General features: G+C 67.3%; 14 protein-coding genes and 2 pseudogenes. 15 read left to right on the plus strand and 1 reads right to left on the minus strand.

The features are described 5' to 3' along the window. Window position 1 precedes the first annotated feature (1 nt). The gene (locus C6N31_RS24345; protein ID WP_198358181.1) at window positions 2–1,336 is read right to left on the minus strand and encodes an FAD-binding oxidoreductase; all 1,335 of its coding nucleotides are present in this window, start codon (window positions 1,334–1,336) and stop codon (window positions 2–4) included. A 1,352-nt stretch (window positions 1,337–2,688) separates the two neighbouring features. Between C6N31_RS24345 and C6N31_RS24350 the strand changes: the two genes are divergently transcribed. The 15 genes and pseudogenes from C6N31_RS24350 to C6N31_RS24415 all read left to right on the plus strand — a co-directional run bounded on the left by C6N31_RS24350 (window position 2,689) and on the right by C6N31_RS24415 (window position 17,768). Next, window positions 2,689–3,474: a hypothetical protein gene (locus tag C6N31_RS24350; protein ID WP_198358182.1), complete on the plus strand. Its 786-nt coding sequence runs from the start codon at window positions 2,689–2,691 to the stop codon at window positions 3,472–3,474. Between the two features lie 348 nt (window positions 3,475–3,822). Next, on the plus strand, window positions 3,823–4,329 hold the full coding sequence (locus tag C6N31_RS46140) for a transposase (protein WP_368860184.1): 507 nt from the start codon (window positions 3,823–3,825) through the stop codon (window positions 4,327–4,329). Next, window positions 4,269–4,658: a DDE-type integrase/transposase/recombinase gene (locus C6N31_RS46145; RefSeq protein ID WP_368860186.1), complete on the plus strand. Its 390-nt coding sequence runs from the start codon at window positions 4,269–4,271 to the stop codon at window positions 4,656–4,658. The genes C6N31_RS46140 and C6N31_RS46145 overlap by 61 nt, the downstream gene beginning before the upstream one ends. Next, window positions 4,571–5,413: pseudogene (locus C6N31_RS24360) on the plus strand (transposase); the annotation flags it as partial. The gene C6N31_RS46145 and the pseudogene C6N31_RS24360, both read left to right, overlap by 88 nt. Before the next feature lie 679 nt (window positions 5,414–6,092). Then, window positions 6,093–7,895: a group II intron reverse transcriptase/maturase gene (gene ltrA, locus C6N31_RS24365; RefSeq protein WP_198358183.1), complete on the plus strand. Its 1,803-nt coding sequence runs from the start codon at window positions 6,093–6,095 to the stop codon at window positions 7,893–7,895. A gap of 72 nt (window positions 7,896–7,967) precedes the next feature. Further along, window positions 7,968–8,462: pseudogene (locus C6N31_RS24370) on the plus strand (IS30 family transposase); the annotation flags it as partial. A gap of 4 nt (window positions 8,463–8,466) precedes the next feature. Continuing rightward, window positions 8,467–8,790 carry an integrase core domain-containing protein gene (locus C6N31_RS24375; protein WP_198358184.1) on the plus strand — a complete coding sequence of 108 codons (324 nt, stop codon included), beginning with the start codon at window positions 8,467–8,469 and terminating at the stop codon, window positions 8,788–8,790. Window positions 8,791–9,596: 806 nt separating this feature from the next. Next, window positions 9,597–10,346 (plus strand): hypothetical protein, encoded by a 750-nt coding sequence (locus C6N31_RS24380; RefSeq protein WP_198358185.1) that lies wholly within the window; start codon window positions 9,597–9,599, stop codon window positions 10,344–10,346. 6 nt (window positions 10,347–10,352) lie between these two features. Continuing rightward, the gene (locus C6N31_RS24385; RefSeq protein ID WP_438817430.1) at window positions 10,353–11,630 is read left to right on the plus strand and encodes an MFS transporter; all 1,278 of its coding nucleotides are present in this window, start codon (window positions 10,353–10,355) and stop codon (window positions 11,628–11,630) included. Between the two features lie 77 nt (window positions 11,631–11,707). Then, the gene (locus C6N31_RS24390) at window positions 11,708–12,937 is read left to right on the plus strand and encodes an ATP-grasp domain-containing protein (protein WP_198358186.1); all 1,230 of its coding nucleotides are present in this window, start codon (window positions 11,708–11,710) and stop codon (window positions 12,935–12,937) included. A 129-nt stretch (window positions 12,938–13,066) separates the two neighbouring features. Continuing rightward, window positions 13,067–13,741 carry a hypothetical protein gene (locus C6N31_RS24395; protein ID WP_198358187.1) on the plus strand — a complete coding sequence of 225 codons (675 nt, stop codon included), beginning with the start codon at window positions 13,067–13,069 and terminating at the stop codon, window positions 13,739–13,741. Between the two features lie 108 nt (window positions 13,742–13,849). Then, window positions 13,850–15,637: a type IV secretory system conjugative DNA transfer family protein gene (locus C6N31_RS24400; protein ID WP_198358188.1), complete on the plus strand. Its 1,788-nt coding sequence runs from the start codon at window positions 13,850–13,852 to the stop codon at window positions 15,635–15,637. A 120-nt stretch (window positions 15,638–15,757) separates the two neighbouring features. Beyond that, window positions 15,758–15,994, plus strand: coding sequence for a hypothetical protein (locus C6N31_RS24405; protein ID WP_232485583.1), 237 nt, complete (start codon window positions 15,758–15,760; stop codon window positions 15,992–15,994). Further along, window positions 15,991–17,181 carry a DnaB-like helicase N-terminal domain-containing protein gene (locus C6N31_RS24410; protein ID WP_198358189.1) on the plus strand — a complete coding sequence of 397 codons (1,191 nt, stop codon included), beginning with the start codon at window positions 15,991–15,993 and terminating at the stop codon, window positions 17,179–17,181. Before C6N31_RS24405 ends, C6N31_RS24410 begins: the two co-directional genes overlap by 4 nt. Next, on the plus strand, window positions 17,178–17,768 hold the full coding sequence (locus C6N31_RS24415) for a hypothetical protein (RefSeq protein WP_198358190.1): 591 nt from the start codon (window positions 17,178–17,180) through the stop codon (window positions 17,766–17,768). The genes C6N31_RS24410 and C6N31_RS24415 overlap by 4 nt, the downstream gene beginning before the upstream one ends. The last annotated feature ends 71 nt before the right edge of the window (window positions 17,769–17,839 follow it).

Here is a 17,839-nt window from a genome sequence, read left to right on the forward strand (position 1 = left end):
ATCAGTGATGCGGGAAGGCCGGGTATCGCCCAGGTGAGATAAGGCTTTGCGGGTCCAGTGCGGTCTTGAGCAGCTCCATCAGCCGTGACTGGCCCGGATGGGAGCGCAGGGCTGGCACCCGGCCCATGTGATCGATGTCGACCCGGTAGGGCACGAATCCCTGCGCGGGGAACCACTCGTACAGAAGATCCAGGGCTCTGTGAGCGGTCTCCGCCTCGCCGGAGTTCCGGGTGAACCGGATGCTGACGACAAGGTCGATCGAATCGGTGGTGATCGCGTTGACCGTCATCCCGCAGTCGACGCCCGTTGCCTCCCTCACCTTGTCGAGCAGCGCGCGCGCCTGGGCAACAGCCCGGCCGGTGAAGGGGATCATCGGGAGGAAGAACAGCCAGCCCTGGTCGCCAGTGGCGTCGACCTCGTGCGCGTCGACACCGAAGATGGCCCGGAGCATGGCGTCGTTTCGGCTGGGATCACCGATGAGAGCGTGTAGTACGACGTCCTCGACCACGTCGGCACCCTGGTCCGTCGGTGACAGGTAGCGGAAATCGGTGAACAGACCGCTGTCACCGAGCACACGCTCCACCTCGGCCAGCGCGGCGGCCACCACGGAAGCCACGCCGTCGACGCAGATATAGGCGACGTACTCGCTGCGCGGTGGCCCGCCGTAGACGCCCACCGCGGATGCCGAGTAGATCTTGAGGACGCCATGGGCAAGTCCCCGCGTGTAGAGGTGCCGCAGCCCGTCGACGGCCGACTCCACATCCTCGACGGCGAAGCGCACGGCCACCACCCTGGAATGCTCCGGTCTCGGCAGGAGCTTGACGACCGCCGCCGTGACGACACCCAGATTCGACTGGAGGAACAGGGGCACAAGACCGGGTCCCAGCCCATGCGGATAGGGCGCCCGCGGGGTCTCCTCGTCCGGCCAGGCACCCACCCGAACCTCGGTGCCGTCGGGGAGTGCCACCTCCAGGCCGATGATGTCGTCGCATCGCTGCCGGCGCAGGCCCACGCCCCGGTCTAGGGCATTGCCGACAACGCTAGTGTGCGCCGACGACGCCGTCACATTGAGCATCACGGGGGTGTCCTGCAGGGCGCGGGCGAGCCGGCCCTGGGTGACTCCGGGTTCAACCACGGCCAGGCCGAGCTCAATATCGAGAGATCGAATCCTGTCCATGCGTGACAAATCGAGGACGACGGCACCGTCGTCCACGGGCTCCGCCGACCCGAGGCCCCAGTTCCGGCCTGTACTGACGGGATAGACGGATACTCCCGGCGCCTCCTCGCTCAACGTGCGCAGCACGTGCCGCACTTGTGCGGCGGTCGTCGGCTGCACCGTGGCCGGAGCACACCTGGACCGGAACAGACTGACGTTGGTCCCGCCGTTGCCCGGCCCGGGCCTTAGGGGAGCGTTGACCGAGCCGGCACCGAGAAGTTTCTCGCATGCAGTCAGCCACGCAGACAGGCGGTCTCGATTCATAGGGCACATCCGGGGCCGGAATTTCCCAGCGACACCTGAATGACCCGAGGCGGTTTCTCAGGAAGCAGACAGACTGCAGGGAAGCGCGGCAAGGAATGAGCAGCTGAATCAGGCAAGCGTCCCCCTTATACCCTGTATTTCTGTGGCCGCAACCCGTTTAAGCGGGCCACCTCGCAGACACCTGATGACAACTTTTAACTAAACCAACAACACTCCAGAGAAATTGGCAAGCAACTCGATTGTGATCCACATCACGCGAATAGGGGACAGCATGTCCAATATTCACTGCCGTGGTGTCATATAGGTGATCAATCATCATTGAGGGGCTTTGGTGTTCGATGTCCTGGCAACGCCGCAGACCGCACAATCGTTGCCCCGGACATTCGCCCGAGTTCGCGTGCCGATGACCTGGGTTGACCCCAAAGGTGCCCTGATCTGCGAACCTTCGGCCATCGCCTCTGGCCGCGCGGCGCACGAACACCGGCAGGTGCCTGGCCACACGGCTGAGTCCGGGCAACGCCGGCTCCAACACCGTCTCCGACCATCTACGGGTCTCGTCCGACGCACTTGCCCAGGTCCCCGGCCAGACCACCGCCAAGATCCTCGTTCGTGTCGACGGCGCCGGGGCCACCCACGAACTCCACGCGCACCTCGCCGCACTGAGTACCCGTCGCTGCACCGTGCGGTTTCATCACCGGCTGGACCATCACCGACGCCGACCGGAAGGTCATCGCGCGCCTGCCCAAGCAAGCGTGGGCGACCTCACTTGACCAGGACAGCAGCCCCCAGGAGGGCTACCCCGTCGCCGGGTTGACCGGCCTGAACATCCGACCCGGTTGGAGCCAGAATGGAGAAGACCCGCACCACCCGGGACCCGCGGCGACACGTGACGCCCCCGCACTTCCCCACGAGGGCAACCCGGGGTGAACTGATCGCCTCACAGACGTGACACCTCACCGAAGGATTGAGGTTGACAAGATCGACGGCCACTGAAATCCTCTTCCCGTATTAACTTGGGGGCTTTGTCCTTCCAGCGGCAATTCAAGCGGTCCTATTCTGTGATCAACCGCGAAGAGATCTGCGATTTCATAGATATCCTGAGGACCGGACGGACTTCTTGTCATTACTCGACGATGGGGGGCGTATTGATGAGGCCATCCGTCATAACGGCCAGGTCGACAGTCACTGATTTCCTTGACTCATGGGGTATGACCCTCGAAGAGTTGGGGGACCTGATGCCAGCGATCAGACCGTCCGATACCTTGCTGCTGACCGGGTCTGTGAACGGCGGGCTTGCTCATCGGAACTCGGTTCTCGACATGCTGCTGATCGGCTCGGGAACGCGTCCGTCCACGACGGGTGCAGCCCTCGCAACCTCGGCGAGCTACACCCTGGGGGTCGGCCGCTCGGTGCAGGTTCGATTCTTCGCCACCGAAGCGCTCGAACAGATCGCGACGACCACATCGCGGTTCGACGAGGCGCTGTACGAGCCGGCCGCGCTGGCCCGCATCCCCCGCCTGTACGAGGACACCAGACTTCTCCTACACGAGGTGCGCGTCGGCTACGGCCTGCTCAATCCCTCCATCGCCCAGGCATGGCGTGAGGCGCTGCGCGCCGATCGTCTGCACTGCTACCTGGCGGTCCTACACCTCATGCGGCACCGTGCCAGGCTACGCTCGGCCCTCTCCTACGCGATAGACGGAGATGCGGAAACCACCCAGTGGATGATCAAGGAGTCGGTGGAGGAACTGCTCGCCCTGGTGCTCGCCGCAGCACAGGAGACCAATCCCCGCAAGCGTTGGCACCTCCGCCTACTCCGTAACAAGGAGGCGATCGTCGGACAGGTGAGCGTCAGCCGCCTCGTCGCCGCGCTGTGCACCTGGCGCCACAACATCCCCGAGTATCTCGATGAAGTCGTCGCTCTCTCCGATGACATGATCGCGCTCTCCGCACGGCTGTGCCCGGAGATCGCCGGAGTGCTCGACATGGAGTGACCGGGGTCCACCACAGCGTCAGAGGACAGTGAGGGGTAGTCAGAATCACTGGATAACCTCTCGCCTTCCCGCCGGTACGCCGGCACCACGGAGGAGGCTCCCGATGCGGCTGAGCACGTGTGCGCACCCGTTCGTGCGAGTGTGGCCGTCAAGGCCCGGCCCCTGTGCCGGCGGTGTGAGTACCTAGTGTCACTGCACGACTCGGCAGCCCTTCCGGCTTCCGCTGCGGTGTCACGAATCTGATGGTCTTGCTGTGGCCCGTATGTCGTGGCGCATCCCGGCCCGGTAAAGACTGAGCTGAACCGGATTTTGTAGCGGCCCCGAAGCCAGGCATGATCGTCTTGCCTGATGGAAGAACACAGGTCCGAGCCTGCACCAAGGAAGTACCCCGATGAACTGCGTGAGCGAGCGATCCGTGAGGTCCAGACCTCGGGACGGCCAGTGGCTCATGTGGCCCGTGACCTTGGAATTCACAAGGAAGCCCTGCGGAACTGGGTCCGTCAGGCCGAGGCCGACCAGGGCAGCCGGCCCGATCTTCTGACCAGCACCGAGCGAACTGAGCTCACGCAACTCCGCAAGGAGATAGCCGAGTTGCGGCGGGCGAACGAGATCCTGAAAGCCGCCTCGGTGTTTTTCGCGAAGGAGCTCGACCAGATGGCCTGGAAGGTGCGATCCGCGGGCAGCGGCGCCGCACCACCATCCCCGAGCCATCCGCTCCCAGGCCGCCGGACCTGGTCAACCGGCGCTTCACCGCCCACCGCCCCAACCAGCTGTGGGTCGCCGACCTCACCTATATCCGCACCTGGTCGGGCTGGGTCTACGTCGCCTTCGTCCTGGACGTGTACTCACGGATGATTGTCGGATGGCAGCTCGCCACCCACATGCGCACCGATCTCCCACTCAACGCCCTGGAGATGGCCTTGTGGCGGCGTGGGATCAAGAAGGGCTGGGGCCTGATTCATCACAGCGACCGCGGCTCGCGAGGCGGATTCAACTGGTCGTCGCAACACCTTGATCACGAAGGTGTGCGATGGGACGAGACCAGAAGCAGAAGGTGCCTGCGGGTGCGCGTCGGCAGTGGGCGGCGGATCGGGCGATGCGACCGTCGATGCGTTCGCCGGGCCGGCCGGAGCCGTCTCGTGCGGTGCAGCGCCGCTTCTGGCGGCGGATCGAGTCGGGAGTGACGACGGCAGAGGCCGCGCTGGCTGTTGGCGTTTCATGTCCGGTCGCAGCCCGGTGGTTCCGGCACGCTGGCGGCATGCCACCGATCAGCCTGGACGAGCCCACCGGCCGCTATCTGTCGTTCGCTGAGCGTGAGGAGATTGCGCTGCTGCGCGCCCAGGAGTTCGGCGTGCGCGAGATCGCCCGCAGGATCGGACGCGACGCGGGAACGATCTCACGCGAACTGCGCCGCAACGCGGCGACCCGGAGCGGCAAGTCGGTCTACCGGGCCCTGGTGGCGCAGTGGAAAGCGCAGCAGGCCACGAAGCGTCCGAAGACCGCCAAGCTCGCAGGCAACGACAGGTTGCGCGAGTACGTGCAGGATCGGCTCGCCGGCAGTGTCCATCGACCCGACGGCACGATCATCACGGGGCCTGAGACGCGCGCCTGGAAGGGGTTGAACAAGCCGCATCGGCAGGACAGGCGATGGGCGACGGCCTGGAGCCCGGAACAGATCTCGCACCGGCTTCGTGCCGACTACCCCGATGATGAGTCCATGCGCATCAGCCACGAAGCGATCTACCAGGCGCTGTTCATCGAAGGCCGCGGCGCGCTCAAGCGGGAACTGGTGGCATGTCTGCGCACCGGCCGGGCACTGCGGACTCCCCGCGCACGGTCGCAGAACAAACCGCAGGGGCACGTGACCGCGGACGTCGTCCTCAGCGAACGCCCCGCCGAAGCCGCAGACCGCGCGGTTCCCGGACACTGGGAAGGAGACTGTGCGACACGAAGTTGCACGAATTTGAGTGGACTGACCGATTGGAGAGGCAGTTGATGAAGCTGTAGGTGCAGTCACGGGTCCGTGTCCGTATGACCCGTCCCCGCCCTTGACGTGCGATACCGGTAACGGCGTGGTGCGAAGCTCAGGGGAAAGCCCAAGGACTTCCGTTCCATCCGGGAGTTACCGGCAAGGGGAAGGCCGGACGGGTGAAGTACATGAACTCCCGATGATGCCTCGTGATCCCAAGCCCCGCCGATGGAATGCGTGAGTGGGGTGCATGGCTAGCCGTTGAGAAGCGGTAGGCGCTGGCTGGTAGAGGTCACTCCGGCCAGGTGGACACCGCCGCCTCGGGGTAAAGGGAGCACCCAACCCGGTCGTATCTCATTCGTGTGGAACGTGGAAACCCCATTGGGGTCCGGGCCGCTTTGGCTCGGTCAGCCGACCGCGAGGAAGGCTCAACTCCCCAGCGGGAACAGGACGGCCCAAGAAGCCAATGCCGGAAGCCGAAAGGAATCGGGAACCCGGGGCAGACGATCGGACTCTCCGCCGGTCGCCCCGCATAACCGTCCGGATACGGGTGAACTACCCGGACCCGAAAGGGTGCTGACGTGGGCCGGGTGAGCCTGTGCAGAATCACTGAACGACGACGACGGAACCGAGGGACAAGTTGGACACCATGCAGATAGCGGACGGACCGGCCCCGGCCCTTCCGGCTGTTTCTGTTCCGGTGAACGGACCCGAGGGCGAAGACTTGGACTGGGCGTCGATTGACTGGCGGCGGGTCGAGGAAGACGTACGGCGTCTGCGGCAGAGAATCTTCACGGCATCGCAGGCAGGGGATCTGAAGAAGGTCCGCAATTTGCAGAAGCTGATGCTCCGGTCCCGCTCCAACACGCTCCTGAGCGTACGGCGGGTCACAGAGATCAACGCGGGACGCGCGACGGCGGGAGTCGACGGAAAGGTCGTGCTGCTTTCCCAGTCCAAGGCCGCATTGGCCCACTGGGTTCAGCACCGTGCCCGGCCGTGGATTCCCAAGCCCGTCAAGCGGGTGTTCATCCCCAAACCGGGGACCACGAAGAAACGCGGACTCGGGATTCCCGTGATTGTTGACCGGTGCCTGCAAGCTGTGGCATTGGGAGCACTGGAACCCGAGTGGGAAGCGCGGTTCGAGCCGAAGTCGTACGGCTTCCGGCCCGGCCGCGGCTGTCACGACGCGATCGGGGCCATCTACTCCACGCTCAACGGGAAGAACCCGCAGCGTGCGTGGGTACTCGACGCGGACCTGACGGCGGCGTTCGACCGCATCGATCACGCCCGGCTCATGGCCGCTCTCGGCACCTTCCCCGCCCGGGGACTGGTCCGGCAGTGGCTCAAGGCCGGGGTTGTTGATCGCGGCCGGTTCGCCCCGACCGAGGAGGGAACTCCGCAGGGTGGGGTGATCAGCCCGTTGCTCTTCAACGTGGCCCTGCACGGAATGGAGGAAGCCGCAGGGGTCCGCTATTACACCACTGGCAGAGATGCCGGGAGTGCGCAAAGCGGTAGCCCTGTACTGGTGAGGTACGCAGATGATTTCGTCGCGATGTGCACCAGCCGTGAACAGGCCGAGCAGGTCAAGAAACGGCTGGCTGCATGGCTGACGCCCAGGGGACTCGCTTTCCATGAGGACAAGACACTAATCGTCCACGCGGAGAGCGGATTCGACTTCCTGGGATTCAACGTCCGCCGCTATCACGGCAAACTGTTGATCAAGCCGAGCAAAGCGGCACAGCGACGGATCCGGGAACGGCTCAGCACCGAAATGGTGGCCCTGCGAGGGGCCAACGCCGGTGCGGTACTTAAGAAGATCAATCCGATCGTGCGGGGTTGGTCGGCCTACTACCGGACGGTGGTGTCCAGCGAGATATTCACGGCGCTGGACAATCACATGTGGAAGCTCGCTTACAAGTGGGCCAAGCACAGCCACCCGAACAAGCCGAAGCACTGGATATCCGCCAAGTACTTCGGCCGGTTCAACAAAGCCAGGATGGACCGGTGGGTTTTCGGTGACCGCGACAGCGGCGCCTACCTGCTCAAGTTCTCCTGGACGAAGATAGTCCGGCACCAACTGGTCAAGGGGAAGGCGTCCCCGGACGACCCTGCCCTGGAATCATATTGGGCTCAGCGGCGACGCAAGGGAACCCCTCTACCAGTCGACGCTATGACCGTGCGTCTACTACAGGCGCAACACGGCCGTTGCCCGATCTGCGGAGGGCGTCTACTGCACGCCGACCACCCGCCGCAAAGCCCGCAGGAATGGGAAACGTGGCGGGCAGTCATCCGGAAGGCGATCTCCAAGCAATACATCGCGTTCCCGGATGGCAGCACGCCGGACGGTCAACGACTCCGTCTCCTCCACACCCATTGTCAACGGCGGAATAGAGCCGCCGATATGACAGATCCAGCACTTTTGCCTGCCGGCGAGCCTTTGGGGCTTGCTTGAGCCGTGTGCGGTGAAAGCTGCTTGCACGGTTCTGAGGGGGCGGGGACGTAGTAATGCGTCCCCGCTACCCGACTGATCATCGGGACGGGACGATCCGCGATCGGCACGCTCGTCGAGCGCAGCAGCCGCTCCACACTCCTGGTGCACCTGCCTCGGCTCGAGGGCTGGAGCGAGAATCCGCCCGTGAAGAACGGACCCTCGCTCGGGGGCTATGGCGCAATCGCGATGAACACGGCGCTTACGGCATCGATGGCACAGCTGCCCGAGCAGCTACGCAAAACCCTCACCTGGGACCGCGGAAAGGAACTCTCGGGCCACGCCCAGTTCGCCGTCGCAACCGGGACGAAGGTGTTCTTCGCCGATCCCCACTCGCCCTGGCAACGACCGACAAACGAGAACACGAACGGCCTACTGCGCCAGTACTTCCCGAAGGGCACTGACCTCTCCCGGTGGTCGTCCACAGACCTCGAAGCTGTCGCCATGGCGATCAACAACCGGCCCCGCAAGGTCCTCGGTTGGCGGACGCCAGCCGAGGTCTTCGAAGAGCAGCTACGCTTGCTGCAATAGCCCAGTGTTGCAACGACTGGTTGAACTCGCCCGATACGTATCAATCCGCTACGGCGAACGGTTGCTGGAGGCCGGCGCGACCGCCTCCGTCGGCTCCGTCGCGGACAGCTACGACAATGCCATGGCCGAGGCCCTCAACGGCTCGTTCAAGGCCGAGCTGATCGAGCACCAAGGGTCCTGGCGGGACGCTGACCAGGTAGAACGCGCCGTCGTCCAGTGGGTCGGCTGGTACAACATCGAGCGACTACACTCCGCCCTCGACTACCTGTCACCCGAGGAATTCGAGGCCCAGCACCACCGATCCCAGGCGACCACGAACGCCGCTTGAAACCACACAAGCCGGCCGCTACGAAACTCGGGGCAGCTCACTTGCCTTCTCGACCGAGTAGCAGGCCATGCCCCCGCCTTAGCACGGGTGCCATTCTCGGGCGCGCCGACTCCACGTTTCTCGCCAGTCGCGAGCCGCTGCAAAGCTGGAGGGTGGCCATCACCCCCGGTATCCCCCTGGGACTTTCCTGGGACTTCCAGCCGCTTTCTGCAGGTGCGGCGCAAGGTGGCGGGGTGTCGCCAGGTGGAGACACCCCGGTAATCCTGGCCTTTGATGGGTGTGACGGTGGCAGCTGGGGCGAGGAACAGGATAGGCGCTGGTTCGCCCGTGATCCGGTCAGCGGTCCGGTGGTGGGTCTCGACCCGAGCCCAAAGCGCCACGTTTAGCTGGTACCACCAGGACCCGTCGGCGTCCCGGATCCGCCGGATCATCATCGCCCTCACACTCTGGCCATCTGGTAGCTGCACGGTCGCCAGAGGCCCGGTCTCGGGTGCCAATCCACCTTGCCCGTTCTCCATAGTTCGATTCTAGTTCGAATATGGAATTTGGTATTCCTTCCGCCCATCCTGTGGCAGCTGCACCGTCGCTCGGTGGTCGTGACCCGCGAGGTGGCGTCCTGCGTGACTGGTCCGGCGGTTGGTCAATCTGACCTTGCATCTTTGGCGGCCGCATCCGGCCGCGCCTCCTGCCCGCCGGGCTTCTAGCAGGCAACTCCGGCCGAGCCAAATCGCGGAATCTCCGGATCCTCTGTGTCAGCCCGATCGCAGGGCCACCGAGGTCCCACGTCCGTCGCTCAGGAGTTCCTTGTGCCTGCCCCGTTCATCACCATCGCCATCGAGCCCAGTGGCAGCGTCTCAGCCAAGGGGGCCACCGACGATCTGTCCGCCACACTCCTCAAGCACGCAGGGTTTCAGCAGATCAAGGACTGGCACGGCCGCCGTCATCGCCTGCCGACCACTACCCCGCAGGCGGATCGCTCCGCCATCGCCTCCCACGCGGCGGAGATGCTCCAGGCCGCCCGCTACAGCGTCGATCTTGACCCGGATCTCGACACCAGCCGATTGACCACCCCCACCGATCCTCACGGGCTTCGGGTGGCCGGCGGCAAGGTCCTGCGGCTGACCGACCGGATCAAAGGCGCGGCGAACCCCGCTGTGGCAGCTCACGCCGTCGACCATCTCCTGGACCCCACTGACGGCGTCCTGATCCGGCTGCACGAGGCATTCGAAGCCGCCGCCGAGACGATCACTGATCTCGACGAAGACGCCTTCGAGCTGGCAGACCGCTTCACGCTCGCCTGCGAACACCTCACCGCAGCCGTCGAAGAACTAGACGGTGCCCCCGCTCAGGTGCGCGCCCTCGCCGGTGCCTCCCCGTTGCACGGCCGCAGCTACCAGGAGCAGACCGCCACCTACTACGCGACGGCCGTGACCAGCGCGGCCCGCGCCACCTCACCCGCTGCCGCCCAGGCACCAGAATCCAGCGACCGGACTCCGGGCAGCGCGGCGGCCACGACCGCGGCCCCCGCCCTGGGCCTCCGCCCACGGGCCCGGTGATCACTGATGCTGTCGATGCCCACCTCCCGTACCTCGTCGGATCACGTGTCGCGTACCTATCTCATGCGGGCCACCGATGCCCTGGCCAGTGCGACGGCCACCTACGCCATCCCGCTCCTGGTCCTGATCACCACCGGGTCCACCGCTCTGACCGGCATCGCGTTCCTGCTGGAATGGACACCCCGGCTGGCCGCCTTCACCTTCGCCGGGTCCCTGGTCGACCGCTACGGTGCCGGCCGCATCTTCCGCACAGCCAACCTCGTCCGTGCCACGCTCGTCGCCCTGACCGGTGCGGTCTTGATAGCCCTGCCCTCCGCCGGGACGGCCACCACATTGGTCGTCCTGGGATTCGGTGCCGCGTCCGGGCTGCTGACGGAGGTCTCCTACGTGGCGGTGGAAACCCTCGGTGCCGACACCAGCCGTCGCCTGGGCTCGGACGCCCATCGCGTCCAGGCCGTACAGACGGGCATTGATCAAGGCGCGATGCTCGTCGGTCCCCTCCTGGGCGGCCTGTTGCTCCTGATCAGCCCCAGCGCACTGCTAGCCGTCGTCGCCGTGCTGGCCCTGACCGCAGCCGCAACCGCACGAGACCACGGGCCTCAAGCAGATCACCACCTCGAAGCCAGCAGCCTGCTGATCGGATGGCAGACCTTGCGCCGAACACCCGCGCTGGTCTGGCTGATCGGAGGCCTGGCCTCGTCGAACCTGGCCTTCGGCGTGCTGCAGGCTGCCGCTCCGATCACGGTCATCCACCAGTTCCGCCACTCCCCCGCCGCCGTCGGCGCGATCTGGAGTGCGGCAGCAGTCGCCTCCCTGCTCGCCGTCTGGGCCGCCCGTCGGGCCATCGACCGCTGGCACGTGTGGCCAGTAGGCGCGGTAGCCGCCGCCGTGTCCACCGCAGCCTGCCTAGCTATCGCGCTGGCGCCGGTCTTCTACGCCTACATCGCGGCGGTGGCTGTACTGATGGCTGCCGAGGGTGCGTTGACCGTGGTCCTGCGGACGCTGCGCAGCCGCCTCATCCCGGCAAGGGCGTTCGGCTCCACCCTGTCGGTGACGATCATCCTGGTGCTGCTGCCGCTGCCCCTGGCCGGAGTCCTGGTCGCGGCCGTCTCCAGTGGAAGCCTTCCGCACCTGATGCTGGTGTGCGCTGTGCTGCAGGGCATCGTGCTCGGCGCGTGCTTCACCGGCCTACGCCGCCACCGCGCTGCCTGTGACCCGCCGCACACCCAATCTCCCGCGCCGCGTACCAGCGGATCCATCGCGCCCACGGCCACCACTTCGTGAAAGCGGCGCCCACCTACGGCTGCCGCACAACGGTCCGCTCCTTCCCACCCTTCTTTCTCCCTTCCTGGAGGCTTCCCATGTCCCGATCGACCCGTCCGGTTCTGATCGTCGTCGGCGGTACTGACCCTGTCTTCCGCCGCTACTGCGTCGAGCAGGCAGCCGCCGCCCACCCACTCCTGCTGATCGACGCCAAGCCGCCGACCTGGTCGCAGTGCCTGATCGTCGACTACGAGGTCGCCGATATCCGCGATCCTGCCGCCGTGACCGCTGCCGGTCTCGCGCTCGCCGAACGCCACTCCATCGCCGGAGCCGTCACCTGGGACGAATACGCCCTAGTCCCGACCGCAACACTCGCCGACCGTCTCGGGCTGCCCGGCAACACCGTGGCATCGATGAACGCCTGCCGGGACAAGGCGACCAGCCGCCGGCTCTTCGCCGAGCACGGCGTCCCGTCCGCGGTATCCACCCGCGTCGACACCCTGGCCCAGGCGACGACCGCCGCGCAGCTCACGGGCTTCCCCGTGGTCCTCAAGCCGTCCTCGCACGCGGGAAGCATCGGCGTGATCCGCGTCGACCGGCCCGAAGAGCTGCCTGACGCCTGGGAGTTCGCCGGGGCCGGGGCCAGTGAGCAAGGGCCGGAGGGCAGCGGCGTGCTCGTTGAGGAGTACCTGGACGGGCCCGAGATATCGGTGGAGTGCGTCACCCAGCACGGTCGCAGCACGGCGGTGACCGTCACCCGCAAGGAGGTGGCCTTCGCACCGTACTTCGAGGAAGTCGGCCATACCGTTTCCTCCGACGACCCGCTGCTGATTGAGGCGGCTCCCGTCGCCGTTGAGGCGGTACGCGCGCTGGGAATCGCCAACGGCGTCCAGCACGTGGAAATGCGCCTCACCGCCAGCGGTCCACGGATCATCGAGGTCAACGCGCGGATCGGCGGCGACCTGATCGGCAAGCTGGTTCGCCTTACCACCGGCCTCGACCTGCCCCGCATCGCCGCCGACATCGCCTGCGGCAACGCTCCCGATCTGGTCCCTACCGCACACGGCACTGCCGCGATCCAGGTTCTGTATCCCCCGGCCAGCGGCACTCTCACCGCTCGCCATCTGCGAACCGGCCCGGACCAGAACCCGTGGCTGCACCAGGTGGCGTGGCTGCGCGAGGTCGGGGACCAGGTTGCTCTGCCGCCCGAGGGCGACGTCGACAGCGCACGGATCGGCCTGTTCATCGTCACCGCCGACAGCCCCTCTACCGCCCAGAAGCGGCTCGCGTCCCTCACCGAGGGTCTGACCTTGGCGGTCGCTCCGTGATCCGAGCGCTTGCGGCCTGCGCCAGCAGACACACAGTGCCGAGGTTCTCTCCAGGCCAGGTGGGGAGCACACGCAGCCATGGGCTCCCCACCGGCTCGCACCGTCCAGGACAACCAGCGAGGAGGAACCGTGTCCGAGTCCTATCCGAGCATCGGTGAGGCCGTTGGCGCCGCGATGCACCACAACATCCGGCTCGCTCACGGGAAGCCACCGCTCTCCGACACGCCTCTGCAGGTCCGCCATCTGCCCCATCCATCGGCCGACCCGTACTCCGTGCCGGGCATGATCGCCCGCCTCAACGAGACCGCGACGCCACGTGAGGTCGCCTGCGTTATCGAGGAGGTCAACGGTGCCCTGGTCGGAGCCCTGCCGCAATTGACCGAACTCGTCGCTGCCGCAGCCGACTGGGTACGTGTCCGCCTGGACTTCGACGACCCCCACAACAATCCGACCTTCGAGGCGTGGACACGGTTGTCCGCCGCCCACGTCATGCTCCGCGACACCCAGGAGCAGTTGGAGATCGCCGAGGACCTGGTCGCCGCGTGCCCTGCGGAACTTAGCGACTCCCGGCACCACGAGATGGTGAACGTCCTACGGACCAGGGAACTTCTCAGCGACGTCCTCGGTGCCGGCCCCCTCGCCGATTCCGCACCGTCCGTCGCCCCGGATCCGAAGACAGCCCGGCAGCACGCCGCCCGCACCTCCTCCCCACAGGTCGTCGCCGCCCGGCGCGCGACACCCTCCGCCACCACGTCAGAGCCATCGAACCGCGCCTCGCCTGCCCGGTCGCCACGCACCCGATGATCCCCACCACCGATCACCTACCCGAACAGGAACTGTACCGATGACCAGCAGAAGAGCGCCGCGCGCCCCACCTCCATCGCCCGCCTGCGCTCACTCCCTGGACGAACCATGCCCGCACCGCGTACCAGCGCGCCCTCGACCACCGCCGGGTCCGACGCGCTCCTCTACCTCCTCTTCGGCCTCCTCGCCATCGCCATCGCCTTCGGCTCCCTGGCCTGGCTGAGCGGCAACCTCACCAACGCCCTCGTCGGCACGGGTCCTGGGGCGCCGTTCAAGTCCACCGAGGCGCTGCTTCATCCCGCCGCGCTGTGGCCACACCTGAGCCCCACTGCACTCTTGGTCGGCGCGCGGATCATCCCCGGCCTGCTGTCCGCCAGCCTCACCATCCTCGGCCTGGTTCTGTGGCTTCGGCTGCGCGGCGGAGCAAACAACGGTCTCGCCCGGAAGGCCGACCTCGCCCCGCTGCTGGACAAGGAAATCACCGCCAAGGCCCAGAGCCTGCGGCCGAGCCTGGCAGATCTCAAGGCGAATGAGGTCGCCGCGGCCGACCGCGGGATCCTCGTCGGCACCCTCTCCCCAGGCCGCGCCGAGGCCCGTGCCTCGTGGGAGGACGTGATCGTCGCGATCATGGCGCCGCGCTCCGGCAAAACCTCCGGACTGGCGATCCCCGCGATCCTCGCGGCGCCCGGACCGGTGCTCCTGACCTCCAACAAGGCCGCGAACGATGCCTTCACCGCGACGGTCGAGGCTCGCGCTCAGGTCGGCACGATCTGGACTCTCGACCCCCAGCAGATCGCTCACCACCCCCGCGAGATGTGGTGGGACATCCTGGCCGACGCCCGCGACCTGGCCGGGGCGAAACGTTTGGCCGGGCACTTCGTCGCCGCCAGTGTGGACGAGTCGAACGGCTCCGATTTCTGGTCCACCGCGGCGAGCAACACGCTCGGCGCGCTGTTCCTGGCTGCCGCCAGCCACCGCCGCCCGATCACCGACGTCCTGGCCTGGCTCGCCTCCCCCGCCGATCGCACCCCGGTCGACCTGCTCACCGACGCTGGCCACGACGCGGTCGCCGCCCAGCTCCAGGGCACCGTCAGCGGGGCGACGGAAACCCGGGACGGCATCTATGAGACCGCCCGGCAGTACGCGAGCTGCCTGCTCGACGCGGACGTCGCCGCCTGGGTCACCCCGGCCAAGCTCCTGCCCGAGTTCCAGCCGTTCGCGTTCGCCACCTCCCGCGACACCCTGTACCTGCTCAGCAAGGACGGCGGCGGCTCGGCCTCGGCGATCATCGCGGCAGCCGCCGACGCCGTGATGCGCGCGGCCGTCGTCGTCGCCGAGCGCTCCGGCGGGCGGCTCGACCCGCCCGCCCTGTGCGTCCTGGACGAGGCCGCCAACGTCTGCAAGATCTCCGACCTGCCCGACCTCTACAGCCACCTCGGCTCGCGGGGGGTCATCCCGATGACGATCCTGCAGTCCTACCGGCAGGGCCAGCGGTGCTGGGGCGAGGCCGGCATGGACGCCCTGTGGTCCGCCGCCACCATCAAGATCATCGGAAGTGGCATCGACGACGCCGACTTCGCCGACCGCCTCAGCAGGCAGGTCGGTGACCACGACGTTCAGACCACGTCCGTGTCGACCAGCGAGAGCGGCAAGTCCACCTCGGTGAGCATGCGCACCGAGCGGATCCTGCCGCCCGACGCCATCCGTGCCCTGCCCAAGGGGAAGGCTCTACTGCTCGCCACCGGCATCCGGGTGGCCATGCTCGACCTCCGGCCCTGGTACACGGAGCCCTCCGCCAAGACGGTCGGCCCAGCCTCGGCCCGTGCGACCAAGGCCATCACCGCGCGTGCTCTCGCCAAGTCCCGTGACCGCGACGACTTCGGGTTGTCGGCATGAGCGCCCCGACGCTGAAGGTCCTCTGGCTGGGAGCCGGAGTCCATCCGGCGCCTCGACGGCCGACGGCCCCGGCCTCGCAGCGTGAGCTCCCGGTCTCTCCCTCTTCCTTCAGGAGTCCGTATGTCCCCGAACACTTCGGCCCCGTCGATCACCCGCTCCGATCGCTTGGTCGGCTCGTCTGTCGTACGGCGCGACGGCCAGTGGTGGCTGGTCTCCGGCAGCGGCTCCGTTCTCTCAACTGACCTGGCCTTCACCCGCGAGCTGGACCGATTCGCCGCCGCGATGACAGCCGCCGACCTGGCGGTCGCTGAACTACACCCTAAGAAGCGCGGGTCGCGCCGTCGGGGCCGACGATGAAGCCCATTCTGCTGGCCGAGCAGGCGGTCCTCGGTGCCGTCCTGCTTGACCCGGGCCAGCTGGCCTCGCTCACGTGGCTCGATCCCGGCCACTTCTACCGTCCCGCACACCGGGCGCTGTTCGCCGCAATGCGCAAGCTCCACGCCGACGGCCACACCGCCGCCGCCGAGGAGGGAGTGGCGGTGGAGTGGGTGACCGACACGGTGGCTGAGGCCAGCCGGCACGTTCGCGGACTCAGCGCCGGGTACGCCCACACGCTGATCGCGGCGTGCCCGCGTCCCGGGCACGCGGCGGTGTATGGGCGGATGGTGCTGGAGGGCGCCATTCACCGCACTGTCACCGAGCATGCCGTCCGTCTGCATCAGGCCGCACGCGCGGACGTGCTGGAGGGCAAGGTCGACGGCGCGCTGCACCAGGCGGATGTTCTGGCTGACGTTCTCACTGACCTCGCTCGCCGTTGGGGAACCGAACCCCGGCCCCTGGCAACCGTCGGGCCTTCGACGGCAACGGTCCTGCCCGCATCGGCCGCTACCGAGCAGACAGTCCAGGACGAACGGTTCCTGCTCTCCGTTCTGGTGAACCAGGCCCCCGCTATGGACAACGTCGTCGGCTGGCTACGGCCCGCCGACTTCGCCGGGCACGGACACGACCAGCTCTACCGCTGTCTTGGCGCGCTGCACCATCGCGGCGAACCCGTTGACCACCTCACCGTGCTGTGGGAGGCCCAACGGCGTGGCCATCTGACCGACGGCACACTCACCGACGAGCAGCTGCGCGACATCTGCAACGGACTCGGCGCAGGATCGGCCGAGTACCTCGGCGAGCAGACCCTGCGATCCTCGCTGACCCGGACGGCAGCCTCCTCCGCCGCCGCGATCAGGGCCCTGGCCCAGGACGAGGCACTGGCGCCAGGCCGGCTCATCAACCACGCCCTGCACGCGCTGGGCCCGCTCGACGAGGTCCGGGCCCGCTGGCGAACCGCCACCGGCAAGCCCACTGCAACTCCCGGCCCAGCACCGGGCGACCCTCCGCCCGCTACGCGGATCGACGCGGCCCTGGCCCGAAGCCAACCGGGGCACCCGGCCCGGCCGGACGCCACCATGCAATCCCTTCGCGCCCGGCCTGCGACCCGTACCCCTCCCGCCGCCAGTCCTGACCACCCCCACCAGCAACGGAGCCATTCGTGATCATCGATCCTGCCGAAGACGCCACCACACTGACCGCTCTGGCCACAGCCTGCGACACCGTACGGGCCCAGCTGCCGTTGGACGGGCCCCCTTACCAAGATCTTGATCTCGTCACGGTCTCCCGCCAGCTCTCCGGCCTCGGCGACCTGGTGACCCATCTCAGCGACGAAGTGCTGTTCCGCTCGGTGCAGCCCGGCCCCACCGGGTCGCAACGCCACCGCGCCATTGGCGCCTTCGCCAGCGCCGTTGATCCCCTCGGCCGAGCCATCAGCGCACTCGGCGCCGTCTACACACAGGTCGCCTTCCGCGACGAGACGTCCCGCTGGCCGGATTCGCCCAACCTGCGCGATGCTCTGCGGTCCGCCGACACGGTCATCGAGGAGAATCTCAACACCGCCTCCGAGGCGCTGCGGGAGACCGCCGACGGGCTCAACGCCGCAAGCACCCGCCTGCGGGTCGACCCGCACCGCGTGCAAGTAGCCCTGCACCGCAGCACCGGCCGTGGCCGCGCCGCCGCACCAGAGTCATCCGCGGCCGTCGCCACCGGGCTGCCGGTACCGTCCAGTACCCGCCGACAGGGCCGCTGACGTGGGCGTCCTGCGGGGCGGTCCGCTGATCGGCAGCCTGTGCTCGGGGTACGGCGGCCTGGACCTCGGCG

It is taken from the genome of Streptomyces fildesensis (assembly GCF_016107395.1).
In the GTDB taxonomy this organism is placed as follows: Bacteria; Actinomycetota; Actinomycetes; order Streptomycetales; family Streptomycetaceae; genus Actinacidiphila; species Actinacidiphila fildesensis.